Annotated in this window: 22 protein-coding genes; 12 read left to right on the forward strand and 10 right to left on the reverse strand. The window is 67.7% G+C overall.

The window, feature by feature from the left end:
* Positions 1-3: 3 nt before the first annotated feature.
* Both A7D27_RS10635 and pedF read right to left on the reverse strand, forming a co-directional pair.
* Positions 4-753, reverse strand: a complete 750-nt coding sequence (locus A7D27_RS10635) for a quinoprotein dehydrogenase-associated SoxYZ-like carrier (RefSeq protein WP_083265598.1) — start codon at positions 751-753, stop codon at positions 4-6.
* Positions 754-756: 3 nt separating this feature from the next.
* The gene (gene pedF, locus A7D27_RS10640) at positions 757-1,197 is read right to left on the reverse strand and encodes a cytochrome c-550 PedF (RefSeq protein WP_069564853.1); all 441 of its coding nucleotides are present in this window, start codon (positions 1,195-1,197) and stop codon (positions 757-759) included.
* Positions 1,198-1,506: 309 nt separating this feature from the next.
* Here pedF and exaA point away from each other — a divergent pair, with 309 nt between their 5' ends.
* Complete coding sequence (exaA, locus tag A7D27_RS10645; RefSeq protein ID WP_069564854.1) at positions 1,507-3,372, forward strand: quinoprotein ethanol dehydrogenase; 1,866 nt, start codon at positions 1,507-1,509, stop codon at positions 3,370-3,372.
* A 53-nt stretch (positions 3,373-3,425) separates the two neighbouring features.
* A complete protein-coding gene (locus A7D27_RS10650; protein ID WP_069564855.1) occupies positions 3,426-4,112 on the forward strand; it encodes a pentapeptide repeat-containing protein in 687 nt (228 codons plus the stop codon).
* 706 nt (positions 4,113-4,818) lie between these two features.
* On the opposite strand, the gene A7D27_RS10655 is transcribed toward A7D27_RS10650, so the two are convergent.
* Entirely contained in the window at positions 4,819-6,027 is a 1,209-nt protein-coding gene (locus tag A7D27_RS10655) for an ammonium transporter (protein ID WP_069564856.1), read from the reverse strand.
* Between the two features lie 368 nt (positions 6,028-6,395).
* Here A7D27_RS10655 and A7D27_RS10660 point away from each other — a divergent pair, with 368 nt between their 5' ends.
* The 6 genes from A7D27_RS10660 (at position 6,396) to A7D27_RS10685 (ending at position 11,273) form a co-directional block, all read left to right on the forward strand.
* Positions 6,396-6,710, forward strand: coding sequence for a YqjD family protein (locus A7D27_RS10660; protein WP_044406086.1), 315 nt, complete (start codon positions 6,396-6,398; stop codon positions 6,708-6,710).
* Position 6,711: 1 nt separating this feature from the next.
* Positions 6,712-7,101: a phage holin family protein gene (locus A7D27_RS10665; protein ID WP_044406089.1), complete on the forward strand. Its 390-nt coding sequence runs from the start codon at positions 6,712-6,714 to the stop codon at positions 7,099-7,101.
* The gene (locus A7D27_RS10670; RefSeq protein WP_069564857.1) at positions 7,098-7,433 is read left to right on the forward strand and encodes a hypothetical protein; all 336 of its coding nucleotides are present in this window, start codon (positions 7,098-7,100) and stop codon (positions 7,431-7,433) included. Before A7D27_RS10665 ends, A7D27_RS10670 begins: the two co-directional genes overlap by 4 nt.
* Positions 7,434-7,541: 108 nt before the next feature.
* The gene (locus A7D27_RS10675) at positions 7,542-8,705 is read left to right on the forward strand and encodes an EAL domain-containing protein (RefSeq protein WP_069564858.1); all 1,164 of its coding nucleotides are present in this window, start codon (positions 7,542-7,544) and stop codon (positions 8,703-8,705) included.
* 102 nt (positions 8,706-8,807) lie between these two features.
* The gene (locus A7D27_RS10680; protein ID WP_069560846.1) at positions 8,808-10,139 is read left to right on the forward strand and encodes a deoxyguanosinetriphosphate triphosphohydrolase; all 1,332 of its coding nucleotides are present in this window, start codon (positions 8,808-8,810) and stop codon (positions 10,137-10,139) included.
* Positions 10,140-10,148: 9 nt separating this feature from the next.
* The gene (locus tag A7D27_RS10685) at positions 10,149-11,273 is read left to right on the forward strand and encodes an FUSC family protein (RefSeq protein WP_083265599.1); all 1,125 of its coding nucleotides are present in this window, start codon (positions 10,149-10,151) and stop codon (positions 11,271-11,273) included.
* Positions 11,274-11,319: 46 nt separating this feature from the next.
* On the opposite strand, the gene A7D27_RS10690 is transcribed toward A7D27_RS10685, so the two are convergent.
* The gene (locus tag A7D27_RS10690; protein WP_069560921.1) at positions 11,320-11,961 is read right to left on the reverse strand and encodes a response regulator transcription factor; all 642 of its coding nucleotides are present in this window, start codon (positions 11,959-11,961) and stop codon (positions 11,320-11,322) included.
* 373 nt (positions 11,962-12,334) lie between these two features.
* On the opposite strand from A7D27_RS10690, the gene A7D27_RS10695 reads away from it, so the two are divergent.
* Positions 12,335-15,298, forward strand: a complete 2,964-nt coding sequence (locus tag A7D27_RS10695) for an HD domain-containing phosphohydrolase (RefSeq protein ID WP_069564859.1) — start codon at positions 12,335-12,337, stop codon at positions 15,296-15,298.
* A gap of 70 nt (positions 15,299-15,368) precedes the next feature.
* On the opposite strand, the gene A7D27_RS10700 is transcribed toward A7D27_RS10695, so the two are convergent.
* Entirely contained in the window at positions 15,369-15,710 is a 342-nt protein-coding gene (locus A7D27_RS10700) for a YggL family protein (RefSeq protein WP_044406107.1), read from the reverse strand.
* A 193-nt stretch (positions 15,711-15,903) separates the two neighbouring features.
* Here A7D27_RS10700 and dacB point away from each other — a divergent pair, with 193 nt between their 5' ends.
* Positions 15,904-17,352: a D-alanyl-D-alanine carboxypeptidase/D-alanyl-D-alanine-endopeptidase gene (dacB, locus tag A7D27_RS10705; RefSeq protein WP_069564880.1), complete on the forward strand. Its 1,449-nt coding sequence runs from the start codon at positions 15,904-15,906 to the stop codon at positions 17,350-17,352.
* Between the two features lie 31 nt (positions 17,353-17,383).
* On the opposite strand, the gene A7D27_RS10710 is transcribed toward dacB, so the two are convergent.
* Positions 17,384-20,137: a diguanylate cyclase gene (locus A7D27_RS10710; RefSeq protein ID WP_256557156.1), complete on the reverse strand. Its 2,754-nt coding sequence runs from the start codon at positions 20,135-20,137 to the stop codon at positions 17,384-17,386.
* A gap of 132 nt (positions 20,138-20,269) precedes the next feature.
* Positions 20,270-22,456, reverse strand: a complete 2,187-nt coding sequence (gene rlmKL / locus A7D27_RS10715; protein ID WP_069560849.1) for a bifunctional 23S rRNA (guanine(2069)-N(7))-methyltransferase RlmK/23S rRNA (guanine(2445)-N(2))-methyltransferase RlmL — start codon at positions 22,454-22,456, stop codon at positions 20,270-20,272.
* A 429-nt stretch (positions 22,457-22,885) separates the two neighbouring features.
* On the opposite strand from rlmKL, the gene rmf reads away from it, so the two are divergent.
* Positions 22,886-23,101 (forward strand): ribosome modulation factor, encoded by a 216-nt coding sequence (rmf, locus tag A7D27_RS27120; protein ID WP_074968920.1) that lies wholly within the window; start codon positions 22,886-22,888, stop codon positions 23,099-23,101.
* An 89-nt stretch (positions 23,102-23,190) separates the two neighbouring features.
* Here the strand turns inward: rmf and A7D27_RS10720 are convergent, their stop codons facing one another.
* Entirely contained in the window at positions 23,191-24,228 is a 1,038-nt protein-coding gene (locus A7D27_RS10720) for a quinone-dependent dihydroorotate dehydrogenase (RefSeq protein ID WP_069564861.1), read from the reverse strand.
* A 54-nt stretch (positions 24,229-24,282) separates the two neighbouring features.
* Positions 24,283-24,507: a DUF2835 domain-containing protein gene (locus A7D27_RS10725; RefSeq protein WP_069560851.1), complete on the reverse strand. Its 225-nt coding sequence runs from the start codon at positions 24,505-24,507 to the stop codon at positions 24,283-24,285.
* 153 nt (positions 24,508-24,660) lie between these two features.
* Here A7D27_RS10725 and A7D27_RS10730 point away from each other — a divergent pair, with 153 nt between their 5' ends.
* On the forward strand, positions 24,661-25,575 hold the full coding sequence (locus A7D27_RS10730; RefSeq protein WP_069560852.1) for a DUF6685 family protein: 915 nt from the start codon (positions 24,661-24,663) through the stop codon (positions 25,573-25,575).
* A 21-nt stretch (positions 25,576-25,596) separates the two neighbouring features.
* Here the strand turns inward: A7D27_RS10730 and A7D27_RS10735 are convergent, their stop codons facing one another.
* On the reverse strand, positions 25,597-26,790 hold the full coding sequence (locus A7D27_RS10735; protein ID WP_069564862.1) for a CaiB/BaiF CoA-transferase family protein: 1,194 nt from the start codon (positions 26,788-26,790) through the stop codon (positions 25,597-25,599).
* Position 26,791 lies beyond the last annotated feature (1 nt).

Below are 26,791 nucleotides of genomic sequence, written 5' to 3' on the forward strand. Positions count from 1 at the left end.
GGTTCAGAAGTCGGCCTCGAACTCGTTGCCGTTATTGTCCCTCAGCCACAGGTGGGTCGGCTCCGGGGTGCGGGTCTCCAGGCTGAGGGTGGGGTTCTCGGCCAAGGCGGGGAAAAGCTCCAGGCTGGCGAGGACCTCGCCCGTGGGGCTGCGCAGTTCGGCCTGGTTGAGGAAGAACTCGGGCACGCCGCCGACCAGGCCGTTGTCCATGGGGTGGTCGATGCGCAGGCGCAGGCGGCTGGCGCCGTCGTGGGCGAAGCGGGCGCCCTGGATGTGCCCGAGGCGCTGCTCCCAGCCCGGTTGGGCGCGCACCACGCTGGGCGCGGTGCAGCCACCGCCGGCGGCGTCGACCCAGGCGGAGCCGACATGCCAGACACCGTCATCGGTGAGCGCGGCAACCCGCACGGCGGTGGCTTGCTCGACACGGATGCGCACGGCCACCACCGGCAGCACCCGCTCGCCGGGGCGAAAGTCGAAAATCCGCGGGATGGGATTCAGCTCGGCCCAGGCCACCAGCCGCCGCACCGGGCCGGGCAGCGCCTGGGCGTCGACCTGGATCGGCACCTGCCGGGCGTCCTCGGCGAAGGGCGGGGCCTGCAGCACCACGCGCGAGTCGAAGACGAAGGGGGCCCCTTCTAGGATGCGCGGGTGGTGGTAGGCCCACATCACCGATGGCACCGGGTCCGGGCCCGGATCGGGAGCGGCCTGGACGTTCAGGCACAGCCCCAGGGCCAGTGGCAGCCAGCGGCGCATGGCTCACTCGTCCACGTGGACGCTTTCCAGGTAGGCGCGGATGGCCCAGAGCGCTTCCTGGCTGAGGAAGTCGGCCATCTTCGGCATGTACACGGCCCCATCGCGCACGGCGCCGTTGATCACCCGCTCCTTGAACCACTCGTCACCGCTGGCGTCGGTCTCCAGGTAGCGCAGGTCGGGGGCGATGCCGCCGGACTTGGCTTCCAGGCCGTGGCAGCGGGCGCAGTTCTGGTTGTAGGCCGAGGAACCGATCTCCACCGCCAGGGCGTTCTTCTCGTAGGGCGCACGGTAGGGGTTGGTTTCGCGCCACTCCTTGCCCAGGGGTTCGAGGCCTTCGGTGTTCACCGCCTGGGGCACCACGTCGCCGTGGGCCAGGGCCAGGCCGGAAAGGCCCAGGCCGGCGAGCAGCAGCAGACCGCGCAGGGTGTTCTTGTTGTTGTGCATGACGTCCATCCTCATCGAGATGCTGGGCAAGGCAACGCTCCCCTGGAGCGTGGTGCCGAGGATGGTAAGGAGGCCCCCAGGGGGCCCCGAATGCTGCTTTGGTGGGCGCGCGCTACGCCCTTGGTAGCAGGCCCCGGGGAGGTGCCGGGGGAGGCTTTGGCAGCACGTCCAAGTCATGTCCGGACCGGGAATTTTTCCCGGCCATCGCGGGAGTTTTTCCGTATCCCGGCAAGGGGGTCGCTTCCACTATGCGATACGCCAGGACGCCAGGTGGCGCACTGGTCCTCAACGACCACGGGAACCACAAAGATGACAACAAGATCGCTCCCCCGCTCCCCGCTGGCCCTCGCCGTCAAGGGTCTGCTCCTCGCCGGCGGCCTGGCTGCCACCAGCGCTGCCTTCGCCAAGAACGTCACCTGGGAAGACATCGCCAACGACCATGTCTCGGTCAAGGACGTGCTGCAGTACGGCATGGGCACCAATGCCCAGCGCTGGAGCCCCCTGGCCCAGGTGAACGACCAGAACGTGTTCAAGCTGGTGCCGGCCTGGTCCTTCTCCTTCGGTGACGAGAAACAGCGCGGCCAGGAGTCCCAGGCCATCGTCAGCGACGGGGTGATCTACGTCACCGCGTCCTATTCCCGCGTGTTCGCGCTGGACGCCAAGACCGGCAAGCGCCTGTGGGTCTACAACCACCGCCTGCCGGCCGACATCCGCCCGTGCTGCGACGTGGTCAACCGGGGCGCTGCGATCTTCGGCGACAAGATCTTCTTCGGCACCCTGGACGGCCGCCTGGTGGCGCTGAACAAGGACACCGGCAAGGTGGTGTGGAACAAGAAATTCGGCGACCACACGGCGGGCTACACCATGACCGGCGCACCGACCCTCATCAAGGACCAGAAGACCGGCAAGGTGCTGCTCATCCACGGCAGCTCCGGTGACGAATTCGGCGTGGTCGGCCAACTGTTCGCCCGCGACCCGGACACCGGCGAGGAAGTCTGGATGCGCCCCTTCGTCGAGGGCCACATGGGCCGCCTGAACGGCAAGGACAGCACCCCCACCGGCGACGTGAAGGCCCCCTCCTGGCCGGACGACAAGGACTCCCCCACCGGCAAGGTGGAAGCCTGGAGCCACGGCGGCGGCGCCCCCTGGCAAAGCGCCAGCTTCGACGCCGAGACCAACACCATCATCGTCGGCGCCGGCAACCCCGGCCCGTGGAACACCTGGGCACGCACCGCCAAGGGCGGCAACCCCCAGGACTACGACAGCCTCTACACCTCCGGCCAGGTGGGCGTGGACCCGAGCACCGGCGAGGTGAAGTGGTTCTACCAGCACACCCCGAACGACGCCTGGGACTTCTCCGGCAACAACGAGCTGGTGCTGTTCGACTACAAGGGCAAGGACGGCAAGACGGTGAAGGCCACCGCCCACGCCGACCGCAACGGCTTCTTCTATGTGGTGGACCGCAGCAACGGCAAGCTGCAGAACGCCTTCCCCTTCGTCGACAACATCACCTGGGCCAGCCACATCGACTTGAAGACCGGTCGCCCGGTGGAGAACGAAGGCCAGCGTCCGCCGCTGCCCGAGCCGGGCCAGAAGCACGGCAGGCCGGTGGAGGTCTCCCCGCCCTTCCTCGGCGGCAAGAACTGGAACCCGATGGCCTACAGCCAGGACACCGGCCTGTTCTACGTGCCGGCCAACAACTGGAAGGAGGACTACTGGACCGAGGAGGTGAACTACAAGAAGGGCTCCGCCTACCTGGGCATGGGCTTCCGCATCAAGCGCATGTACGACGACCACGTCGGCAGCCTGCGCGCCATGGACCCGACCACCGGCAAGGTGGTGTGGGAGCACAACGAGCACCTGCCGCTGTGGGCCGGCGTGCTGGCCACCAAGGGCAACCTGGTGTTCACCGGCACCGGTGACGGCTTCTTCAAGGCCTTCGACGCGAAAACCGGCAAGGAGCTGTGGAAGTTCCAGACCGGCAGCGGGATCGTCTCCCCGCCCATCACCTGGGAACAGGATGGCGAGCAGTACATCGGCGTGACCGTCGGCTACGGCGGTGCCGTGCCCCTGTGGGGCGGCGACATGGCCGAGCTGACCAAGCCGGTCGCCCAGGGCGGTTCCTTCTGGGTGTTCAAGCTGCCGAGCTGGGACAACAAGACCGCCAGCCGCTGACCATCCTGACCGGCGCGCCCACGGGTGCGCCGGTTCTCGTTCCGGGAGCCGCCATGAACTACCTGCCCATGTTCCTTCCCCTGCTCATGCTGGTCTTCGGCCTCGCCTGGGCCCAGCCCGAATCCACCCAGCCTGCCGCCGCCGACAGCGATGCCGACGCCGTGCGCGTGATCGACGGTTGCCGCCTGGAGCCCGGCGCCCGCTGCTCGGGGGCCAACCTGTCCAACGCCGACCTGAGCAACCTGGACCTGCGCCGCATCGACCTGTCCGGGGCCAACCTGGCCGGTGCCAACCTGCGCCACACCAACCTCGACCTGGCCAACCTGGAGAAGGCCCGGCTGGTGGGCGCCAACCTCACCCGCGCCAGCCTGCAGCAGACCAACCTGCGCCTGGCCGACCTCAGCGATGCGCACCTGATGGCTATCCAGGGCTGGGGTCTGTTCGGCCAGGGCGCGCAATTCAAGAGGGCCGACCTGACCGGCGCCTACCTGGAATTCGCCCGCCTCTCCGGCGCCAAGCTGCACGACGTGAACCTGCAGGCGGCCGACCTGGAGATGACCTTCCTCAGCCGTGCCGACCTCAAGGGCGCCCGCCTCAACGACGCCAACCTGCAGGAGGCCAAGCTCACCGACGCCAACCTGGAAAACGCCGACCTCAGCGGCACCCGCCAGCACTACGCCTCGTTCCAGGGCGTGAACATGGAAGGCTGCACCGCCTGCCCCCTGGATTGGGAGAAGTAACCGGCACTCCACACACGTTTCTGCAAGGGGCCAGGGAAGGCTCCTTTTTGTGCCTGTACACCCCAGCAATTCGGCAGATCGGTGAAGCACACAGCCCCGCAGCGATGGGCTTCGCACAGCTCAGCCCATCCTACGAACCGAGCAGCCGTAGGATGCGGTGAGCGGTGCGAACCGCATCAACCCGAGGCACCCGGCACGGCGGCGGCGGTGGATCGATGGAGCGCGATCCACCCAACGGCGTTTCGCCGGGAATCGCCTGCCGGGACACGATGGGCTTCGCACAGCTCAGCCCATCCTACGAACCGAGCAGCCGTAGGATGCGGTGAGCGGTGCGAACCGCATCAACCCAGGGCGCCCCGCACGGCGGCGGCGGTGGATCGGTGGAGCGCGATCCACCCAACGGCGTTTCGCCGGGAATCGCCTGCCGGGACACGATGGGCTTCGCACAGCTCAGCCCATCCTACGAATGGAGCAGCCGTAGGATGCGGTGCGCTGTGCGAACCGCATCAACCCGAGGCACCCGGCACGGCGGCGGGAGTGGATCGGTGGAGTGCGATCCCCCTGCGCCACCTGAGCCCCCGTAGCCCGGACTTCAGTCCGGGAATGGGCTGCACCGGATTCCTGGGCTGAAGCCCAGGCTACGGGCGGAGCGCCCCAAAAACGAAAAGAGGCGCACAGGTGCGCCTCTCCGTGCCCGCTGCCGGGGTCAATCCTGGCTGGTCGCGCCGATGCGGTGGATCGACAGGTCGGCGCCGTAATACTCCTGCTCCTGGCTGAGGCGGATGCCCAGGGTCTTCTTCAGCAGGCCATACACGGCGAAGCCGCCCACCAGCGCCACCACCAGGCCCAGCGCGGTGCCGATGAACTGGCTGGCGAGGCTGACGCCGCCGAGGCCGCCCAGGGCCTGCTGGCCAAAGACGCCGCAGGCGATACCGCCCCAGGCGCCGCACAGGCCGTGCAGGGGCCAGACGCCGAGGACGTCGTCGATCTTCCATTTCACCTGGGTGGCGGTGAAGGCCCAGACGAACAGCCCGCCGGCGATGGCGCCGGTGGCCAGGGCGCCCACCGGGTGCATCAGGTCGGAGCCGGCGCACACCGCCACCAGGCCGGCCAGCGGCCCGTTGTGCAGGAAGCCGGGGTCGTTGCGGCCCACCAGCAGCGAGGCCGCCGTGCCACCCACCATGGCCATCAGCGAGTTGACCGCCACCAGGCCGCTGACGCCCTGCAGGGTCTGGGCGCTCATGACGTTGAAGCCGAACCAGCCGACGATGAGGATCCACGAGCCGAGGGCCAGGAACGGTATGTTCGACGGGGCGAAGGCGATCAGCCGGCCGTCACGGTAGCGGCCATCGCGGCGGCCCAGCAGCACCACCGCGCCGAAGGCCAGCCAGCCGCCCACGGCATGCACCACCACCGAGCCGGCGAAGTCATGGAAGCTGGCGCCGAAGCTGGCTTTCAGCCAGTCCTGCAGGCCGAAGTTGCCGTTCCAGATCAGCCCTTCGAAGAAGGGGTAGACGAAGGCGACGATCAGCGCGGTGGCGCACAGCTGCGGGCCGAACTTGGCGCGCTCGGCGATGCCGCCGGAGATGATCGCGGGGATGGCGGCGGCGAAGGTCAGCAGGAAGAAGAACTTCACCAGCGCGTAGCCGTGGTCCTCCGCCAGGACGGCGGCCGGCTGCAGGAAGTTGACCCCGTAGGCCACCCAGTAGCCGATGAAGAAGTAGGCCAGGGTGGAGACGGCGAAGTCCGAGAGGATCTTCGACAGGGCGTTGACCTGGTTCTTCTGCCGCACGGTGCCGACTTCGAGGAAGGCGAAGCCGGCGTGCATGGCCAGGACCATGACCGCGCCCATCAGGATGAACAGGGTATTGGAGCCGTGGATCAGGGTTTGCACGGCGCTGTTGAGGTTTTCCATCGAGAGGGGCTCTCCGGCAGTGAAAGGGCACCAAGAAAGGTCACAGCACCATCACAGCGCACCAGACTGATGCCACCCCACCGGGGACCGCTCCCTGGCGATGCCCCGCAACGGGGCGAAAGGCAGTGTGAAGCATCAGCTGACTCATGACTTTTTCTTTATTTATCAGTCGCTTGACCAATCAAGCGTGCACCTCGGCAGGCCGCCTTGCCGCTCGATAACGGGGCGCTTTCCAGCCGGGCGCACCAGGGCAAAGCAAGCCGCATACCAAGGCACGGCGGGCGTTGGCGGATGGCTGGGCAAATTTCCCCTGAACCCTTTGCGCCAGGCAGGACTCAGAACCCCTGAGCCTTTCAAGGAGAACCGCCATGCCCCGCAACAACGCCTCCCGCGCCCAGGATGACCTGATCGCCGAATTCCAGGCCCTCGTCGGCGACACCGAGAAACTGCTGCAGCACACCGCGAGCCTGGCCGGCGAGCAGGCCGAGGACCTCCGCCTGCAGATCCACGACTCCCTCAAGCGCGCCCGGGAAACCCTGAACCTCGCGGAAGAACGCCTGGTGGACAAGGGCAAGGCCGCCGTCGCCGCCACCGAGGGCTACGTGCAGGAGCACCCGTGGCAGACCATCGGCCTTGCCGCCGGGGTCGGCTTCCTGCTCGGCCTGCTGGCCAACCGTCGCTGACATGCAGGCGGACGCGCCCAACCCCGAGGCCGGCGAGCCCGGCCCGTCGCCGCGCCGCCTCGGCGCGGCCGTGCTGGGGCTGCTGCACAGCCATGTGGAGCTATTCGGCATCGAGCTGCAGGAGCAGAAGGCCAACAGCCTGCGCCTGCTGCTGTTCGCCGGGCTGGCGCTGGTCTTCGCCCTGCTGCTGCTGATGAGCCTGTCGGCGCTGGTGCTGGTGCTGTGCTGGGACGCCTGGCGCCTGCAGGCCATCGGCGGGCTCTGCCTGTTCTACGGGCTGCTCACCGTCTACTGCGCCTGGCGCCTGAAGCAGGCCGTGGACGACGAAGCCTCCCCCTTCGCCGGCACCCTCGAAGAGCTGGCCCTTGACCGCGAGCGCCTGCTGCCATGACCCAGCCGCCCCTGCCCTCCTCCCGCCGTGAACTGCGCAAGGCGCTGGTCCGCCTGCGCCTGGAGATGCACCGCCAGGAGATCCGCCACGAAGCCCAGGTGATCACCCGGCCCCTGCGCCGGGTGAGGGGCCTGGCGCAAGGCTTGCAGAATCCCCTGGGCCAGGGGCACGCACCACTCTGGGGCATTGCCGGCATCGCTGCGCTGGGTTTCTTCGCCGCTCGCGGCGGCTCGCTGGCGCGCTGGGTCCGCCTGGGTGGCACCCTGCTGCCGCTTCTGGGTGCCCTGTGGAAGCAACGCAGCCAGGCAATGGACCGCCCGCCCCGCTCCTGATCGTCGGACAAGCTGGCCACGTTCTTGCTAATGGATCGGTCCGGGCATCGCCCGCCGTTCCCGCGCTGGCCTGCGCGGACCCTGGGTCATTACAACAAGGAGCCGCCCGTGATCGAGGGGCAACCACTCGCCTCTTTCCAGCCCTTCATCGATACCGCCACCGGCCGGATCGCAGGGGTCGAGGCCCTGGGTCGGCTGCGCATGGAGGACGCCACCCTGCATTCGGTGGGCCCGCTGTTCGTCGACCCGCGCATCCCGCCCGCCGCCCTGCGCCGGCTGGACCGGGAGATCCGCGAGGACGCCCTGCGCCGCCTGCACGAAGCACCGGTCGACTGGTTCCTCAGCCTCAACATCTCGCCCCGCTGGATCAGCCGGCTGCGCCCCGGCCAGGCCCTGCCCAGCCTCAAGCAGCTGCAGCGCAACGGGGTGAGCCCCGAGCGCATCGTCTTCGAGATCACCGAACTGGGCGGCGCCAGCCAGCGCCTGCCGGACGTGGTGGCACGCTACCGGGAGGCCGGTGCACGCATCGCCATCGATGACTTCGGCGCCGGCTATTCGCAGCTCGACCGGGTGCTGGCGTTGCAGCCGGACATCCTCAAGCTGGACATGCAGCTGTTCCAGGCCGCCGCCCGGGGCGGGCCGAGCGGCGAGGTGGTGAAGGCGCTGGCGCAGATGGCGGAGAAGACCGGCTGCTGGATCATCGCCGAGGGCGTGGAGACCGAGGCCGAGCTGGACTTCGCCCTGGAGTGCGGCGCCCGCTACGTGCAGGGCTACCTGTTCGCCGCGCCGCACCTGGCGTTCTTCCCGGCGGATGCCTTCGTCGCGCGCTTCGCCGAGCTGCGCGATCGCTACGTGAAACGCAAGCTGGCCCAGCGCTCGCAACTGATGGACATGCGCCAGCAACTGAACCGCCTGATGAACCAACTGAAGGCCTGGGCCGAGGCCGGCGGCGACCACCAGGCGCTGCCGAACCCCGCCGAGTTCCCCAGGCTGCTGCGCATCTATCAGTGCGACCGCACCGGCACCCAACTGACCCCCAACCTGGAATGGCATCAGGGCGCGTGGCGGGATGACGCCCGCTACCAGGGCCACAACTGGTCCTGGCGGCCGTACTTCTACCAGTTGCTGGCCGAGGGCTGGGAGGAGCGCCGCCTGACCCTCTCCAGCACCTACCGCGACGCCACCACCAACCAGTACTGCCTGACCGCCGGCCAGTTCATCGACAACGGCCGCCGCCTGCTGCTGGTGGACATCGACGCCGCCGGGCTCTGAGCCAGGCGCGGAACTCCTGCGGCCGTCCCAAGGTCCACTTGCCTCGCCCGGGCTTAACCGGGAAGCTAGCCTCCCATTGAGCCACTGAGGCGAGGACAGGCATTGGACTGGCAGACACTGCTTACGCGGGAACGGCTCGGCAAGCCGGTGCACAGCACCGAGGAGCTGGGCCGCAGCCCGTTCCACAAGGATCACGACCGCATCATCTTTTCCGGCGCCTTCCGCCGCCTGGGCCGCAAGACCCAGGTGCACCCGGTCTCCAGCAACGACCACATCCACACCCGCCTGACCCATTCCCTGGAGGTGGGCTGCGTCGGCCGCTCCCTGGGCATGCGCGTGGGCGAGGTGCTGCGCGAGGCGCTGCCGGACTGGTGCGAGCCCTCGGACCTGGGGGTGATCGTGCAGTCCGCCTGCCTGGCCCACGACATCGGCAACCCGCCGTTCGGCCACTCCGGCGAGGACGCTATCCGCCATTGGTTCCAGCAGGCGGCCGGGCGCGGCTGGCTGGATGCGATGAGCGACGTCGAGCGTGCCGACTTCCTCAGCTTCGAGGGCAATGCCCAGGGCTTTCGCGTGCTCACCCAGCTGGAGTACCACCAGTTCGACGGCGGCACGCGCCTGACCTACGCCACCCTCGGCGCGTACCTCAAGTACCCCTGGACGTCCCGGCACGCCGAGGCATTGGGCTACAAGAAACACAAGTTCGGCTGTTACCAGAGCGAACTGCCGCTGATGGAGCAGATCACCCAGAAGCTCGGCATGCCGCAACTGGAACCCCAGCGCTGGGCGCGCCACCCGCTGGTCTACCTGATGGAGGCGGCCGACGACATCTGCTATGCCCTCATCGACCTGGAAGACGGCCTGGAGATGGAGCTGCTGGACTACGCCGAGGTGGAGGCGGTGCTGCTGGGCCTGGTGGGCGACGACCTGCCGGAAACCTACCGCCAGTTGGGCCCTCACGACTCGCGCAGGCGCAAGCTGGCGATCCTGCGTGGCAAGGCCATCGAACACCTGACCAACGCCGCCGCGCGGGCCTTCGTCGAACAGCAGGACGCCCTGCTCGCCGGCACTCTGCACGGCGACCTGGTGGAGCACATGGACGGCCCGGCCAAGCGTTGCGTGCTGCGCGCCAAGGCCATCGCCCGCGAGCGCATCTTCCAGGACAAGCGCAAGACGCTGCATGAGATCGGCGCCTACACCACCCTGGAAATCCTCCTCAACGCCTTCTGTGGCGCGGCGCTGGAGCAGCACGGCGGGCGTACGCCGTCCTTCAAGAACCGGCGCATCCTCGACCTGCTGGGCAACAACGCGCCCAATCCGGGCTGGCCGCTGTACCGCTCCTTCCTGCGGGTGCTGGACTTCATCGCCGGCATGACCGACAGCTACGCCACCGAGATGGCCCGGGAGATGACCGGCCGTTCGAGCCCGGTCTAGGGAAGCGTCATGCGTCAGGCGATCAGGCAGAGCTTTCACTGGCACGCCGGCCCTCCGGCCTGGGGCCCGGCGGCCATCGCCGGCCTGGGCTGCGGCCTGCCGCTGCTGCTGGGCCTGTTCACTGCGCACACGGGCTTTCTCTGGGCAGCCACCGGGGCCTTCCAGGCGGCGCTGGCCAACCCGATGCACCGCTTCGGCATGCTGCGCATGCTGCTGCTCACCCTGCTCGGCGCTCTCAGCGCAGGCATCGGCTTCTGGGCTGCCAGCCATCCCCTGGCCAGCCTCGGCACCTTCGCCCTGTGGGGGTTCCTGCTGGCGGTGCTGCAGCGCTACGGCACGGAGCTGGGCAAGCTGGGGGTTGGCCTGGCGGTGTGTCTGTGCCTGGGCCAGGGCCAGGCCGGCAGCGGCAACCTGCACAACGGCCTGGCGGTGGGCGCGCTGTTCGCCATCGGCGGGCTGTGGGTGATGCTGCTGGCGTTCTTCCTGCGGGGCGCCCATGGCCTGCGCCTGTGGCCGGTGCTGCCGCGCCTGGGCGGGTTCATCAAGGTGTTCGGCCGGCACGCCGGGCGCCTGCCGCAGCGGCTGTGGTGGATCCACGCCCTGGCCTGCACCCTGGCGGTTGCCCTGGCGGGCCTGGCGGCCAACCTCAGCGGCCTGCCCCGGGGCTACTGGCTGACGCTGACGGTGGTGACGACCTTGCAGATGGAGCTGGACAGCAGCCTGGTACGGGCCATACAGCGCAGCCTCGGCAGCCTGGCGGCAGCGCTGGCACTGATCCTGTTCGGCCACTGGATGGAGAGCCCGGGTTGGCTGGTTACGGCGATGCTGCCGCTGATCGTGCTCAGCCGTGCCTTCATCGCTCAGCACTACGGCCTGTTCGTCGCCCAGACCACGCTGTGCTTCGTGCTGCTGGCCGAGAGCCTGGCCCACGACTGGCACCTGCCGGAAGTGCGGCTCTACAACAGTCTGCTGGGCGCAGCCTTGGCACTGCTGGTGGCCTATGGCGCGCACCGGGCACGCCTGCGCTGGGCGCCACGGGCGCCGGCGGAGGCAGAAGTGGAGGTAGGGGAAACACGTGGGGCGACTGGACCGGCACCGCTGGCGGAGCCCGTCACCAAGCCCCTGCGCGACTGACCCCCGCAGCGCCGCCGATCTCGACGCCTACGGGGTTGCAATGCGCTCAGACCAGCGCGTTGCGATTGGCGAATTCCACCAGCTCGATCAACGAGCGGGCGTTGAGCTTGAGCAGCAGGCGGGACTTGTAGGTACTGACGGTCTTGTTGCTGATGAACATCTCGTCGGCGATGCGCTTGTTGCTGTAGCCGTTGGCCAGGTACTTCAACACCACCAGCTCGCGGTCGGAGAGGCGGCTGATCAGCTCCTGCTCGTCGGGTACGCCGACCTGGCGCTTGCCGGAACGGATCACGTCGCTGGGGAAGTAGCTGTAGCCCGACAGCACCGCACGCACCGACGACGCCAGTTCGCCCAGGTCGCCTTCCTTGCAGACGAAGCCGGCAGCACCGGCCTGCATGCAGCGGGCGGCGTAGTGGCTGGGGTTCTGCCCGGTCAGCACGAGGATGCGCAGCGGCAGCTCCAGCGAGCTGAGGCGGGCGATGACGTCGAGGCCACCCAGCTTGGGGATGCCGATGTCGAGGATGATGAGGTCCGGCACGTGTTCCCGGGCCAGTGCGATGGCGTCCACGCCGTTGTCGGTCTCGGCGATCACTTCATACCCCTCGCGGTTGAGAAGCAGGCGCACGGCCAGGCGGATTACGGGGTGATCGTCGACGATCAGCACCTTGCTCGGTGCCTCGTTCCCCATGCGCAGGAACTCATCCAGGTCTACCAGTTTGCTCACCTTGTTATCTCCCTTGAGGTGTACGGGTTTCGCCAAGATAGAGATGACGGGAGACCTGTCGAGCGTCGATGGGGTGGATCGCAGGGATTAGGGACGCAGCCGTCAGAACCTTAGGAATAGTCCTACTTACCAGCCGCAGTGTCAGGGCCAAAACCCGTCTTTTCCCTCTGATTCCCAGCGTCCGCCAGCCTGGATACAGGTGCACAGCGCACCCGATTGTGCTTGGCAGCCTGAAGCCTTGCGGCAAGCGGCTCTTTTTCTGCCGCCACCGGCACTGACTCCGACCCTCATCTATGCTGCACACGCGCCTCAACGACAGGGATCAGGAGCTTCGGCAATGCCAAGGTCGCTCGAACGTCGATTTCCATTGCATGTCCACATCAGCCTGCTGTTCACCCTGCTTCTGTTGATCTCCGGAGTGGTCCTCGGCGTCTTCAACTACCGCCAGGCGACCCAGATCATCCTGTCCAGCAGCGATGCGCTATTCGGACGGATCAGCCAGCAGGTGGAGGCGGACCTGGAAGGCACGTACCGCCCCATCGATACCCTGCTCAACCTCATGGCGCTGACCCCAGGCAACGCGCAGGATGCAGCCTGGCAGCGCCAGGAGCGCCTGCTCAGGCCCTTTGTCCAGGCCCTGCGCGACCACCCCAAGCTGGCCGCCCTCTATCAGGGGTACGACGACGGTGACTTCCTCATGGTCCGCCCGCTGCGCACCGAGGCGTTGAAGAAGCGCTTCGATGCCCCACCCGGTGCGGCCTTCCAGGTCTGGAGCATCGAGCGCAACAACCTCTCCCGTGCCCAGTCGGAATCACTGTTCCTCGACGACAACCTGGCGGTGATCAGCCGCCGGCAGAACCTCAACGAGCGCTACGATCCGCGCGGCCGCCCCTGGTTCAACACCGCCCTGGAGCAGGGTGACCACATCGCCACCGCGCCCTACGTGTTCTTCTCCAGTGGTGCGGTGGGCACCACCCTGGCCATGCCGGCGGGCGAGGACTCGGTGATCGGCGCCGACCTGACCCTGGACGACCTGTCCGCCACCCTGGCCGCGCACCGGGTCACCCCCGGCACCCAGGTGGTGCTGTTCGCCCCTGGTGGCGAGGCGGTGGCGTATCCCGACAGCGCGCGCCTGATCACCCACATCGACGACAAGCCGCGCCTGAACATGGCCCGCGACCTGGACCCGGCCATTGCTGCGCTGCTCGCCCGCAGCGAGCAGGGTGACCTGCGCATCACCCTGAAACTGGCGGGACGCCAATGGGTGGTTTCCCGCCAGCACCTGCAGGCGGGCGGTCCCAAGGGGCTCTACCTGGCCCTGCTGGTCCCAGAGGACGAGCTGCTGGCCGATGCCTATCGCATCCGTTGGCAGGGCGGCGTGCTCACTCTGGTCACCCTCATCCTGTGCATCCCGATCGGCTGGCTGCTCTCGCGCATCCTGGTGAAACCCCTGCGGGCGCTGGTGGTGGAGGCCGAGGCCATCCGCCGCTTCGACTTCGCCGTCCCCGCACTCGGCCGCTCCCCGGTGCTGGAGGTGGACCAACTGGCCGTGGCGATGGCGAAGATGAAGGACACGCTGGGCAGCTTCCTCGACATCACCGCCAGCCTGTCGGCGGAGAAGCGTTTCGATGCGCTGTTGAGCCGAGTCCTCAAGGAGACCGTGGAGATCAGCGAATCCGCCGGCGGCATCCTCTACCTGCTGGACGCCGAGCAGGGGCGGCTCGAACCCCAGGCCCTGTTTCTCGACGGCCAGCAGCGACAACCCACGGAGCTGGGCCTGTCGGCACACGGCAGGGATGACCCCGCCCTCCCCGCCTGGATCCGCCAGCCCGCCACCGGGGGCGCGACCCTGGCCCAGGCGCTCGGCTACGACCAGGCCGGCGAGTTGGGGCCGCTGCTGAACGCCCTGGGCACAGCGCGCGCGCACCTGATGGGCACCGGCCTGCACAACCGCCAGGGCGACACCATCGGCCTGCTGGTACTGCTGCAGCGCGACACCGACGGCGAGGCCGACCCAGCCATGCTGCGGCCGGAGCGTGTCGCCTTCGTCGAAGCCCTGTCCGGCGTGGCAGCGCTGTGCATCGAGAGCCAGCGCCTGCTGGAACGGCAGAAGCAGTTGCTGGATGCGTTCATCCAACTGATCGCCGGTGCCATCGATGCCAAGAGCCCCTACACCGGCGGCCACTGCCAGCGGGTGCCGGAGATCACCCTGGCACTGGCCCGCGCCGCAGCCGAGAGCGCAGACGGCCCCTTCCGCGACTACAACCCCACCGAGGAGGATTGGGAGGCCCTGCACATCGCCGCCTGGCTGCACGACTGCGGCAAGGTGACCACCCCCGAGTACGTGGTGGACAAGGCCACCAAGCTGGAAACCCTCTACGACCGCATCCACGAGGTGCGGATGCGCTTCGAGGTGCTCAAGCGCGATGCCTGGATCGCCTACTGGCAGGCCCGTGCCGAAGGCGCCGACGAGGCCGTGCTGGCCGCGCAGCGGGACACCTTGCTGGCCACCCTGGACGACGAGTTCGCCTTCATCGCCCGCTGCAACCTGGGCGGGGAGTTCATGGCCGAGGCAGACCAGCAGCGTCTCCAGGCCATCGCCGGGCGCACCTGGCTGCGCACCCTGGACGACCGCCTGGGGGTGTCCTGGGAAGAGGCCCAGCGCCAGGCGCGCACGCCGCCCCGCCCCCTGCCGGCGGAGGAACCGCTGCTGGCCGACCGCCCCGAGCACCTGCTGGAGCGCGCCGAGGGCGAGCGCATGGCGGTGGACAACCCCTGGGGGTTCCGTCTCGACGTGCCGGAGTACAAGTTCAACCGGGGCGAACTGCACAACCTCGCCATCGCACGCGGCACGCTGACGGCGGAGGAGCGCTACATCATCAACCACCACATCGTGCAGACCATCCTGATGCTCAGCCGCCTGCCCTTCCCGCCGCACCTGAAGAACGTGGCGGAGATCGCTGGCGGCCACCACGAGAAGATGGACGGCACCGGCTATCCCAAGCGCCTGCTCCGCGAGCAGATGAGCCTGCCGGCGCGGATGATGGCCATCGCCGACATCTTCGAGGCGCTGACCGCCGTGGACCGCCCCTACAAGAAGGGCAAGACCCTCTCCGAAGCGCTGGGGATCATGGCCGGCATGTGCAAGGGCGCGCACATCGACACCGAGCTGTTCGGGCTGTTCATCCGCAGCGGCGTGTACCGGGACTACGCCGAACGCTTCCTGCGGCCCGAACAGGTGGATGCGGTGGACGAAGCGCAACTGCTGCAGCGGGCGGAGGTTGTGGGGAACCCGTCATAGCGGCTGCGGTGTTCCTGCAGACATGAAAAAAGGCGCCCTGGGGCGCCTTTTCTCCGAGTCACGTCGACGCTTACTGGGCGTTGATCGCGTTCTCGGGGTACCACACGTCGACCAGCGGGCTGAGGTTGAACTCGGCCAGTTCGCTGCGGCCCTTGAGCCAGGCTTCCAGGGCGGTGCGCTGCTCTTCGTTGACCGAGCCGCGCTTGGCCAGGCAGACGAAACCGTAGTCTTCGCCACCGACGTAGCCCAGGCCGTTGCCATCGATGGCTTCGACGATGAAGGCATCCAGGAAGTCCTGCAGTGCGTTGAGGTCCAGGCCTTCCTTGTAGGTCAGGCTGAGTTCGCAGCCCAGCTCCTGGAATTCATCCACACAGAGCTTCTTACGCAGGCGACGGGAGCGGTTCTTGGCCATCAGGCAGTCCTCAGAGGTTTTCAAGGCGCGCACTCTAGCAGGTTCGGCGCCGCTTGGCCCGTGCCGCATGGGCCCCTGCGCCCGGCGGTCGCTTGCGGCATAATGCGCGCATTTTCCCCAAACCACCGTGGGAACACCTTGCCATGCATGCCCCCGTTGTCCACCTCCATCCGGAGGACCGCCGTTGATATCCCTGTTCAAGACCCTTCGCCCGCTCGCCTTCGCCGGCCTGTTCCTGCCCTTCGCCCTGCCGGCCCAGGCCGTCCAGGTCAACGCGACCCTCACACCGAAGGTCCAGCAGGCCCTGAAGAAGAACAAGATCGCGCCCTCCTCGCTGTCGCTGGTGACCCTGCCGCTGACCGGCCCGGGTGCCCAGACCATCTTCAACGCGGACGTGTCGGTGAACCCGGCCTCCACCATGAAGCTGATCACCACCTATGCAGCCCTGGAGCTGCTGGGTCCCACCTACCAGTGGAAGACCGAGTTCTATACCGACGGCACGCTCAAGGACGGGGTGCTCAACGGCAACCTCTACCTCAAGGGTGGTGGCGACCCGAAGCTGAACATGGAGAAGCTGTGGCTGATGATGCGCGACCTGCGCGCCAACGGCGTGCTGAAGGTCACCGGTGACCTGGTGCTGGACCGCAGCCGCTTCGTCCACCCGCAGTTGCCGGCGTTCAACGACGACGGCGGCGACGACAACAAGCCCTTCCTGGTGGGCCCGGATTCGCTGCTGGTCAACCTCAAGGCGCTGCGCTTCGTCGCCCGTGCCGATGGGGGCCGCGTGACCCTGGCGGCCGAGCCGCCCATCGAGAGCATCCGTCTGGACAACCAGATCAAGGTGACCAAGGCTGCGCCCTGCCCCGCCTTCCCGGACGTGCGCTACAACCCGGTGACCCAGTTCGACGGCACCACGGTGATCGCCATCGGCCAACTGCCGGAAGGCTGCAGCGCCCAGACCTACCTGTCGATCCTCGATCACCCGGCCTATGCCGCAGGTGCCGTGCGCGCCATCTGGAAGGAGCTGGGCGGCTCGATCCTCGGTAAGGACCGCCAGGCCGACGTGCCCAAGGACGCCAAGCTGCTGGCCCGCGCCTTCTCCCCGGATCTGGTGGAGATCATTCGGGACATCAACAAGTACAGCAACAACACCATGGCCCAGCAGCTGTTCCTCAGCATCGGCGCGCAGTTCCGCAATGAAGTGGATGGCGACGACGCCAAGGCGGCACAGCGGGTCATCCGCAAGTGGCTGGCTCAAAAGGGCATAACTGCCCCGCACCTGGTGATGGAGAACGGCTCGGGGCTGTCGCGCAACGAGCGGGTCAGCGCGCGGGAGATGGCCACCATCCTCCACGCGGCCTGGCAGAGCCCCTACGCCGCCGAATTCATCGCCTCGCTACCGCTGGTGGCGATGGACGGCACCATGCGCAAGCGCCTGCGCCGCACCCCCATGGCCGGCGAAGCCCACATCAAGACCGGCACCCTGAACACGGTGCGCGCCATTGCCGGCTTCAGCCGCGACGGCGCGGGCAACACCTGGGCGGTGGTAGCAATCCTCAACGACCCGCGCCCCTGGGGCGCCTCGTCGATTCTCGACCAGGTGCTGCTGGACCTGCACCAGTCCAAGGGCAGCGCCCGTTGAGATGAACGGCGGCCCCGACCGGGGCCGCCCGTCAGGCCGCGACGCAGACGCGATTGCGCCCGGCCTGCTTGGCGGCATAGACCGCCTCGTCGACCCTCCGCAGCAGGTCGTCGGCCAGTTCCCCCTCACGCCAGCAGGCCAGCCCGAAGCTGGCGGTGACCACCCCAACCTCCGGCAGCGCGTCCTTCGACAAGGTGCTCCACAACGCCTCGGCCAGCACCTGGACCTGGGCCTCCCCGGTGTTGGGGCAAATGACGATGAACTCCTCGCCCCCCAGACGACAGAACACGTCGATGCGCCGCAGCCGCTCGCCGACCCGCTGGCAGATGATCTTGAGCACCCGATCGCCGACCTCATGGCCGAAGCGGTCGTTGACCTGCTTGAAATGGTCGATGTCGAACATCACCACCGACAGCGGCCCTTCGCTGCGCTGGGCGCGGGCGATCTCCACTTCCAGGCGCTCTTGGAAGTGCCGGCGGTTGTACACACCGGTGAGGGCGTCGGTGATGGAGAGGGTGCGCAGCTCCTGCTCCACCAGCTTGTGGCCGGTGATGTCGGAGATGTAGCCATGCCAGAGCACGCTGCCGTCGGGCATGCGCTCGGGCACCGACTCACCACGCAGCCAGCGCACGCCCTTATGCGGCAGGAGCACACGGAAGTCCTCTCGCCAGGTCTCCAGGGTCTGGGCAGAGGCGAGGATGCTGCCCTGCACACGCTCAAGGTCCTCGGGGTGAACGCGCTGGTACAACCGCTCACCATCCAGCCGGGCGTCGAGAGCGCTCATCTCTACCAGGTCGTGGATGCCGGCACTGACATAGGGGAAGCGACTGGAGCCGTCGGGCATCAGCTGGTACTGGTAGATCGCCCCCGGTACCCGCGCGCTGAGCTTCTCCAGCAGGCGGTCGCGCTCCTCCAGGGCCTGTTGCACGCGCTTGCGCTCGGTGATGTCGGTGGAAATGCCGAGGAAGCCGATCAACTCGCCCGCCTCGTTGCGCACTTCGGTGAGGATCAGGTTGCCGATCAACTGGCTGCCGTCCTTGCGCACGTAGGTCCACTCGTGTTCGTCGTAACAGCGCCCGGCAGTTACCTCCACCACGTACCGATGGAGGTCGGGTACCGGGCGGCCGAGGCGCTGGGCCAGGGCCGCACAGCGCTCGCGCACCTCACTTTCGAGGTGCAGGGTGTGGGGACGGGTGCCAAGCATCTCCTCGGCGCTGTAGCCGAACATGCGCTCGGCACCGGCATTGAACTGCAGGATGTAGCCCTCGAGGTCAGTGGCGATGATCGACACCTCGGTCGCCGCGTCCAGCAGGCTGCGCAGGTTGCCGTTGGCCAGGGCCAACTGCAGCTCCACCACCTTGCTCTCGCTGATGTCGGTCTGGGTACCGATCAGCCGCAGTGGCGAACCGTCGTCGTTGACCTCCACCACCTGGCCACGCTCCAGCACCCAGGCCCAACTGCCGTCCTTGCGGCGCATGCGGTGCTCGCTGCGGTAGACGTCGACTTCGCCGTTCAGGTAGCGCCGCAGCGCCTCCAGCGAACCCTGCAGGTCATCGGGGTGGCGCAGCCCGAGCGCAGTGTCGAGGCTGTCCTCCAGCTCCCCGGGCAGGTAGCCGAGCATGGTCTTCCAGGCGGGCGAGAAGAACATCCGGCCGCTGTCCGGCTCCCAGTCCCAAACGCCATGACCAGCACCGTCCAGGGCGAAGCTCCAGCGCTCCTCGCTGAGCTTGAGCTGCATCTCCCGCTCGTGCAGTTCGGCGGTACGCTCGGCCACCAGGCGCAGGGCCCGCTGGCGCTGGCTGATGAGCAGCAGGACGTAGCCGCCCAGCATCAGGCTGAGGGCAATGCCGGTGCCCAGCACCAGGTGCCAGGAGGTGGTGCGGTTGTCAGCGAGGAACTTCGGGCTGGGGCGCACCTCCAGGCGGTAGGTCCGGTCGCCGAAAGCCAGGGTACGCTCCACCACCAACCCACTGAGGTCGGCGGCGGAATGGCTCTGGTAAAGGCGCTGCGGACGAGCCGGGTCGGTGATGTCGTCGAGCCGTGTGGGCAGGTTGGCGAGCATTTCGCTCGGCAGGCCTTCTTCCAGCTCCTGGCGCAGGCTGACGATGGCAACGACGAAGCCAGGCAGTGGCTCCTCCGCCCTGCCCAGCACCGGGGCGACGATCAGGACACCTTCGTGAACGTCGTCCGGCATGCCGTAGACCCGGACAAGGCCGGACACCGTCACCTGCCGCTCCACTTCGGCCTTGTTCAGCAGCGCCTGGCGCTCGGGCAAGGCGCGCATGTCCAACCCGATGGGCAGCGCGCTGTTGCGGCGTGCGGCGCCGTAGAAGAGCGGCAGGTAGTAGTCGCGAACAGGGCTGGCACCCTCCAGGTCATGGATGCGGAAATCCATCAGCCCCTCTCGGCGCGCCCTGGCCTCATAGGCGCCACGCTGCCCGGACTCAACCCGCGGCACCCAGTAATAGGCCAGTGCGTCCAGCAGCATCGGCTCGACGAAGCGCCGGTAGCGCTGCAGGTCGAGATGGGGCGAGTTGGCCACGAAGCGCTGCAGCGCATCCAGCTCCTTCAATTGACCGCTGAGGCGCTCCTCCACCCGACTGACGCGCTCGTTGGCGACCTGGGTGAAACGCTCCCGCAACTGGTGCTCCTCGGAGTCATGCACGGCACGGCAGAGCAGGCCGGTGAACCCCAGTCCGATGCCGATGACCAGTACGCAGATGAGCCAAAGCAGCCCGCGGTTGCCTGCAGGTGAGAAAGGGGACGTGGTTGCCTGGGCAGGCATGGCCATGCTCGAGCCTCGGTTCGTGATGGAGAAGACGTCCCTGTGATCACAAACCTAGCGGGGTGATGGCATTTTGCCTAGCGTCGGCGGGAAAAGTTCCGCCCCGCCCTTACGGGCGGAGACGGACGGTACTCAGCAGGCCGTCAGGCGCCAGGCTCGGTGGATCTTGCCGTTGCGGGCGAAGTCCGGGTCGAGGGTCTCGGCGCTGATCTCGCTGACCTGGTAGCGGGCGCTCAGGGCTTCATCCAACTGGAACTTGCGGAAGTTGTTGGAGAAGTAGAGCACCCCACCAGGGGCCAGGCGAGCCATGGCCAGGTCGAGCAGGTGAACATGGTCGCGCTGCACGTCGAACACCCCCTCCATGCGCTTGGAGTTGGAGAAGGTCGGCGGGTCGATGAAGATCAGGTCGTACTCGCCGCGATCCTCCTCCAGCCAGGCCATCACGTCACCCTGCTGCAACCGTTGCTTGTCGGAGAAGCCGTTCAGCGAGAGGTTGCGCCGTGCCCAGTCCAGGTAGGTCTTGGACAGGTCGACGCTGGTGGTGCTGCGGGCACCGCCCTTGGCGGCATGCACGGTGGCGGTGGCGGTGTAGCAGAACAGGTTGAGGAAGCGCTTGCCCGCCGCTTCGCGCTGGATGCGCAGGCGCATGGGGCGATGGTCGAGGAACAGGCCGGTGTCCAGGTAGTCGGTGAGGTTGACCAACAGCTTCACGCCGCCTTCGTTCACCTCCATGAATCGCCCTTCGGCGCCCTGGCGCTCGTACTGGCGGGTGCCGGTCTGCCGCTCGCGGCGCTTGACCACCACGCGGGACGGGTCGATCTGCAGGGCCTGGGGAATCGCCGCAAGGGCATCCAGCAGACGGGCCTGGGCCTTCTCCGGGTCGATGGAGCGCGGCGGAGCGTATTCCTGCACGTGCACCCAGTCGCCATAGAGGTCGACGGCCAGGGCGTACTCGGGCATGTCGGCGTCGTACAGGCGGTAGCACTGGATGCCTTCCTTGCGCGCCCACTTGCCCAGTTGCTTGAGGTTCTTCTGCAGGCGGTTGGCAAACATCTGCCCGCCCTCGGACAGGCGTGCCGGCTCTGCGGCAGGGGCTACGCCCGGTTGTGCTTCGACGGCGGAGTCCTGACGGCGCGAGCCGGTGACGAACTGCTCGGGCAGCACCTTGATCAACAGCAGCTTGCACGGCAGCGCGCCGTTCCAGAAGGCGTACTGCTTGTGGCTGCGGATGCCCATGCGCTTGCCCAGTTCGGGCGCGCCGGTGAACACCGCGGCCTCCCAGCCCATGCAGGCCTGGCGCAGGCGCTCGCCGAGGTTCTGATAGAGGTAGAGCAGGCTGGCTTCGTCGCCGAGGCGTTCGCCGTAGGGCGGGTTGCTGATGACCAGCCCCTTCTGGTTCTGGTCCGGGCGCGGTTCGAAGGTGGCCAGCTCGCCCTGGTAGATCTTCACCCAGGCGCCCAGCCCGGCACGCTCGATGTTGTTGCGGGCCGGCTGGATCAGCCGGGGGTCGGCCTCGTAGCCCCGAATCCACAGCGGTGGGCGGGCCAGCCCGGCTTCGGCGCGGACCTGGGCCTCGTCATGCAGCTTGCGCCAGATCGCCGGCACGTGGCCAAGCCAGTTGGAGAAGCCCCAGCGCTCGCGCTTGAGATTGGGGGCCACATCAGCGGCCATCATCGCCGCCTCCACCAGGAAGGTGCCGACGCCGCACATGGGGTCGGCCAGGGCGCCGCCCTCGGCAGCGATGCGCGGCCAGCCGGCGCGGATCAGGATCGCCGAGGCGAGGTTCTCCTTCAGCGGTGCCGCGCCCTGCTGCAGGCGGTAGCCGCGCTGGTGCAGGCTGTGGCCGGCAAGGTCGAGGGAGAGTATCGCCTCGCCCTTCTCCAGGCGCAGGTGCAGGCGCACGTCGGGGTTCTGCTTGTCCACCGAGGGGCGCTGGCCGGTGCTGGTGCGCAGGCGGTCAACCACGGCGTCCTTCACCTTCAGAGCACCGAAGTGGGTGTTGTCGATGCCGGCGCCATGGCCGCTGAACTCCACCGCCAGGCTGCCATCGGCGGCCAGGTGGTCATGCCAGTCCACCGCTTTCACGCCCTCGTAGAGGTCGTCGGCATTGCTCACCGGGAAGCGCGCCAGCACCAGCAGGACGCGGTTGGCCAGGCGCGACCAGAGGCACAGCCGGTAGGCCGTCTCCAGGCTGCCGTGGCCACGAACGGCGGCGACTTGCTCGCGAGGCTCCTCCAGGCCGAGTTGGCTGACTTCCTCCAACAACAGCCCTTCCAGGCTTTTCGGGCAGGTGAGGAAGAGTTCGTAACGGTCCGACATGCTAGTTCCAGTGCCTTTCGGCTGATCAACGGTGGGGAAATGTCTCCACACCTCGAAGAATTATGTGACTGAAGGTCGCAGAACGTCCCTTCGTCGGATTGGAGAATTCTCATTCTCAGGCGCGAGGCTTTCATGGCACCTCGACATCAACCTCGCGCAAGGCCGCGCCACAGGTGGCACAGGGCTCAGAGGGGCGAAAAAACGCCCGCTCGGCTTATGGTCCGGAACTCATGTTCGTTACGTCCTTATGACAAAACGATCATTCCAATGCCCCGGAGCAAGGGTTAGAACACAGCTTAATCCGCTACCGAAACGGCAGCGGATCAGGGCGGCGCCACGCCGGCAGCGCCTCCCGAAGGCAGGCCAGACCTGCCAGGCCCGGCACCCGGGCCATGGGACATTACAGTCAACAAATGAGGGCTACACCCTATGAGAAGACTTAAGCGTGATCCGATGGAACGAGCATTTCTGCGCGGTTACCAGCACGGCATTCATGGCAAATCCCGCGATCTTTGTCCTTTCACCCATCCCACCACTCGCCAAGCCTGGATCAACGGCTGGCGGGAGGGCCGCGGCGACCACTGGGATGGCTTTACCGGCACGGCCGGCATTCACCGTCTCAATCAACTCCACGCCGTAGGCTGATGCCTCGGACCTGACCGATTTCACCAAGCACGCCCCATCCGGGCGGCGGGCGCAAGCCCAGGGGCTCCCAAGCGGGAGCCCTTTTCATTTCAGCGTCCCTTGCCGAATCCCGGCAGTGCAGCAATGGCGTCCACCGACTCACGAATGAGCGCCGGCCCCTTATAGATGAAGCCCGAGTAGATCTGCACCAGGCTTGCGCCGGCAGCGATCTTCTCGGCGGCGTGGCGGCCTTCGGTGATCCCGCCCACGGCGATGATCGGCAGGCGCCCGCCCAGTTCCGCCGCCAGCACCTTCACGGTGTGGGTGCTCTTCTCCCGCACCGGCGCGCCCGACAGGCCACCGGCCTCGTCACCATGCTCCAGGCCTTCGACGCCTTCGCGGCCCAGGGTGGTGTTGGTGGCGATCACCGCATCCATGCCTGACTCCACCAGCGCACTGGCTACCAGGGCGGTTTCCTCGTCGCTCATGTCCGGGGCGATCTTGATTGCCAGCGGCACGCGGCGACCGTGCTGCACGGCGAGGTCCTCCTGGCGCTGGCGCAGGGCTTCGAGGAGTTGCTTGAGCGAGTCGCCGAACTGCAGGCTGCGCAGGCCGGGGGTGTTGGGGGAGCTGACGTTGACCGTCACATAGCTGGCGTGGGCGTAGACCTTGTCCAGGCAGATCAGGTAGTCATCGACGGCGCGCTCGACCGGTGTGTCGAAGTTCTTGCCGATGTTGATACCCAGCACGCCGTCGTACTTGGCCGCACGCACCCGCGCCAGCAGGTGGTCGACGCCGTGGTTGTTGAAGCCCATGCGGTTGATCACCGCCTCGGCCTGGGGTAGGCGGAACAGACGCGGCTTGGGGTTGCCCGGTTGCGGCCGGGGGGTGACGGTGCCGATCTCGACGAAGCCGAAGCCCAGTTGGGCGAAACCGTCGATGGCGTCGCCGTTCTTGTCCAGGCCGGCGGCCAGGCCCACGGGGTTGGGGAATTCCAGCCCCATCACCTTGACCGGCAGACTGGCCGGCGCCTTGGTCAGCAGACGGTTCAGGCCAAGGCGTCCGCCGGCCCCGATCAGGTCGATGGACAGCTCATGGGAGGTTTCCGGGGACAGTTTGAACAGCAGCTCGCGGGCCAGGGTGTACATGGGCGGGTTTTCGATCGACGGGATGGGCCGGCGATTATAGCCGCCGGGCCCGACTCAAGCGAGGCGACGCAATGACTCCAGGGTGCCGCTGGCGGGGTCGAATACCAGCTCGAAGGAACCGTGGATGCCTTCGTGGGTCAGAAAAGGCCGCAGATGATGCGCAGGTAAGCTAACCTTGCGCCCGTCCCGGCTGCGCACCATCACCCGATTGGCGTGGCCCTGGTAGACCGCGAGGAACTGGTCCGCGGTCAGTGAGATATCCAGCACCAGGCTGGGCATGGAGGCCTCCTCATTGTTCGTCGAAATGATCCAACCTGCCGGCACCCAGCGCCGACCTGCGCCAGGGTATCACTGCCGTTGCCGTCAAAGCCGTGCAGCCATCTTCGACCTCTGCCAAACTCCCCCTCGTGATCCGGGAGTCCTTGTCTGGCCATGAGTTCGCCGCAGTCCCCAACGAACACCCTGTCGTCCCGCCTGGCAGCCCTGGCTCAACGCCTGGGTCTGGTGGGTCGTGCTTCTCGCCAGGTGCTGGAACACGCCAGCCGCCTGCAACTGCCTTTCGCCCCGCTCCCCCCCCTGCAGCCGGACATCTGGTGGCAGAACGGTCCGCCGCTGCAACGCCTGGTGGACCTGCCGCGCAACGCGCTCTCCGGCCCGGTGCAGGAAGACAAGGCCCAGGCCCATGCCGTGCTGGTGCACCTGGTGGAGGAAGAGCGGCGCGACCTGTCCGACTTCGACCTGCGCCTGGTGGAAGGCATCCATGGCCACGATGAGCCGGAACCGCCCTGCCCCAGCTTCGAGCTGTACGCCGCCACCCCCGCCTGCAAGAACGTGCGGATCATCAGCTACAAGGATTTCGTCAAGGCCATCAGCCAACCACTGCCACGCTTCCTGGCCGGCGAGCGACTGGCCCTGTACCAGGCCAGTTGGTACGGCGACCGGGTCTTCTGGCACGGCAGCCACCACCCCGAGGCCTTCGCGGCCGCTGTGGTCTATGCCCGGCGTCGGCAGATGGAAGTCACGCTGCCGGCCGACCTGGTGACCTATCGCCTGCTCCCGACCGGGCTGGACCTGCTGGACAGCCGTTACCACGTACTGTCGATGCCGGTGGAGGCCTGGAGCCACGCCGAGTTCATGGCCCTGCTGATGAGCGAGGGCATTCCCTATGCCCGCCTCAGCCTGCTCAAGAACCGCAAGGGCAAGGCCCCCGAGTTCCTCCTGCTGCCCAAGGACAACCCCGAGGCCACCGCCCTGGGCGAAGGGCTGCGCCTGGCCGGCGCGGCCGACGTGGTGCAGTACCTGCGCACGCTCCTGGACAAGCCCCCCGCCCTTCCCGGCGCGACGTGACGCCCGTCGCCGGCAGGCGCCTCAGCCCTTCGCCGGCCCGGTGACGCCAGCAGCCTTCAGCGCCTCGATCTGCTCCTCGGTGTAGCCCAAACCCACCAGTACCTCCCGGGTGTGTGCGCCCAGCGCCACGCCCGTGTGGCGCGGTGCCGGCAGCCCGGCCGAGAAGCGAATGGGGCAGGCCATCTGGCGCTGGGCCGGTTGCCCCTCGCGCGGGACCTCAACCACCAGCTCGCGGGCGCGGACCTGCGGATGCTCCACCGCCTCGGAGAGGGGCAGCATGGGTTCCACGCAGGCATCCAGGCCGGCGAACACCTGTTGCCACTCGCTGAAGTCGCGCTTCTCGAACTCGATCTCGATGGCACGCTTGAGCGCCTGCTGGTCCTCGGGGCGGGGTGACAGGCCACGGGCCGCCAGCTCCGGCCGGCCGATGGTCGCGCAGAACGCCTCCATGAACTGCGGCTCCAGGCAACCAACGGAGAACCAGCGGCCGTCACGGGTGCGGTAGTAGTCGTAGAAGCTGCCGCCGTTGAGCGCCTGGTTCTCCATGTCCGGCTCGACACCCGCCCCCAGGTAGCCCGCGCCGGCCATGCCATTCAGGCTGAAGGCGCAGTCGGTCATGCTCACGTCCACGTGCTGCCCCTCCCCCGTCGACTGCCGGTGGATCACCGCCGCCAGCAACCCCAGGGCGCCATGCAGCGAACCACCGCCGATATCCGCCAGTTGCACCCCCAGCGGCAACGGGCCGCTGTCGCGTCGGCCGGTGTAGCTGGCCACCCCCGCCAGGGCCAGGTAGTTGATGTCGTGCCCGGCTCGGTCACGGTAGGGCCCGGTCTGCCCGTAGCCGGTGATGGAGACGTAGATCAGCCGCGGGTTGATCGCCTTCAGCGCCTCGTAGCCCAGGCCCAGCCGCTCCATCACGCCAGGACGGAACTGCTCCAGCAGGATGTCGTACTCGGCCACCAGGCGATGGATCACCGCCAGCGCCTCGGGCCGCTTCAGGTCCAGCGCGATGCTGCGCTTGTTGCGGTTCAGGTAGGCGTGGCTGGTGGACTGCCCGCCGTCATGGGGCGGCAGCACCCGCACCAGGTCCATGCGGGTGGGGGACTCGACGCGCAACACCTCGGCGCCCATGTCGGCCAGCAGCAGCGAGGCGAAGGGCCCCGGCAGCAGGGTGGAGAAATCGAGGATCTTCAGTGACGCGAGCGGGCCTTTCATG

Source organism: Pseudomonas sp. 1D4 (assembly GCF_001728925.1).
Lineage (GTDB): Bacteria > Pseudomonadota > Gammaproteobacteria > Pseudomonadales > Pseudomonadaceae > Metapseudomonas > Metapseudomonas otitidis.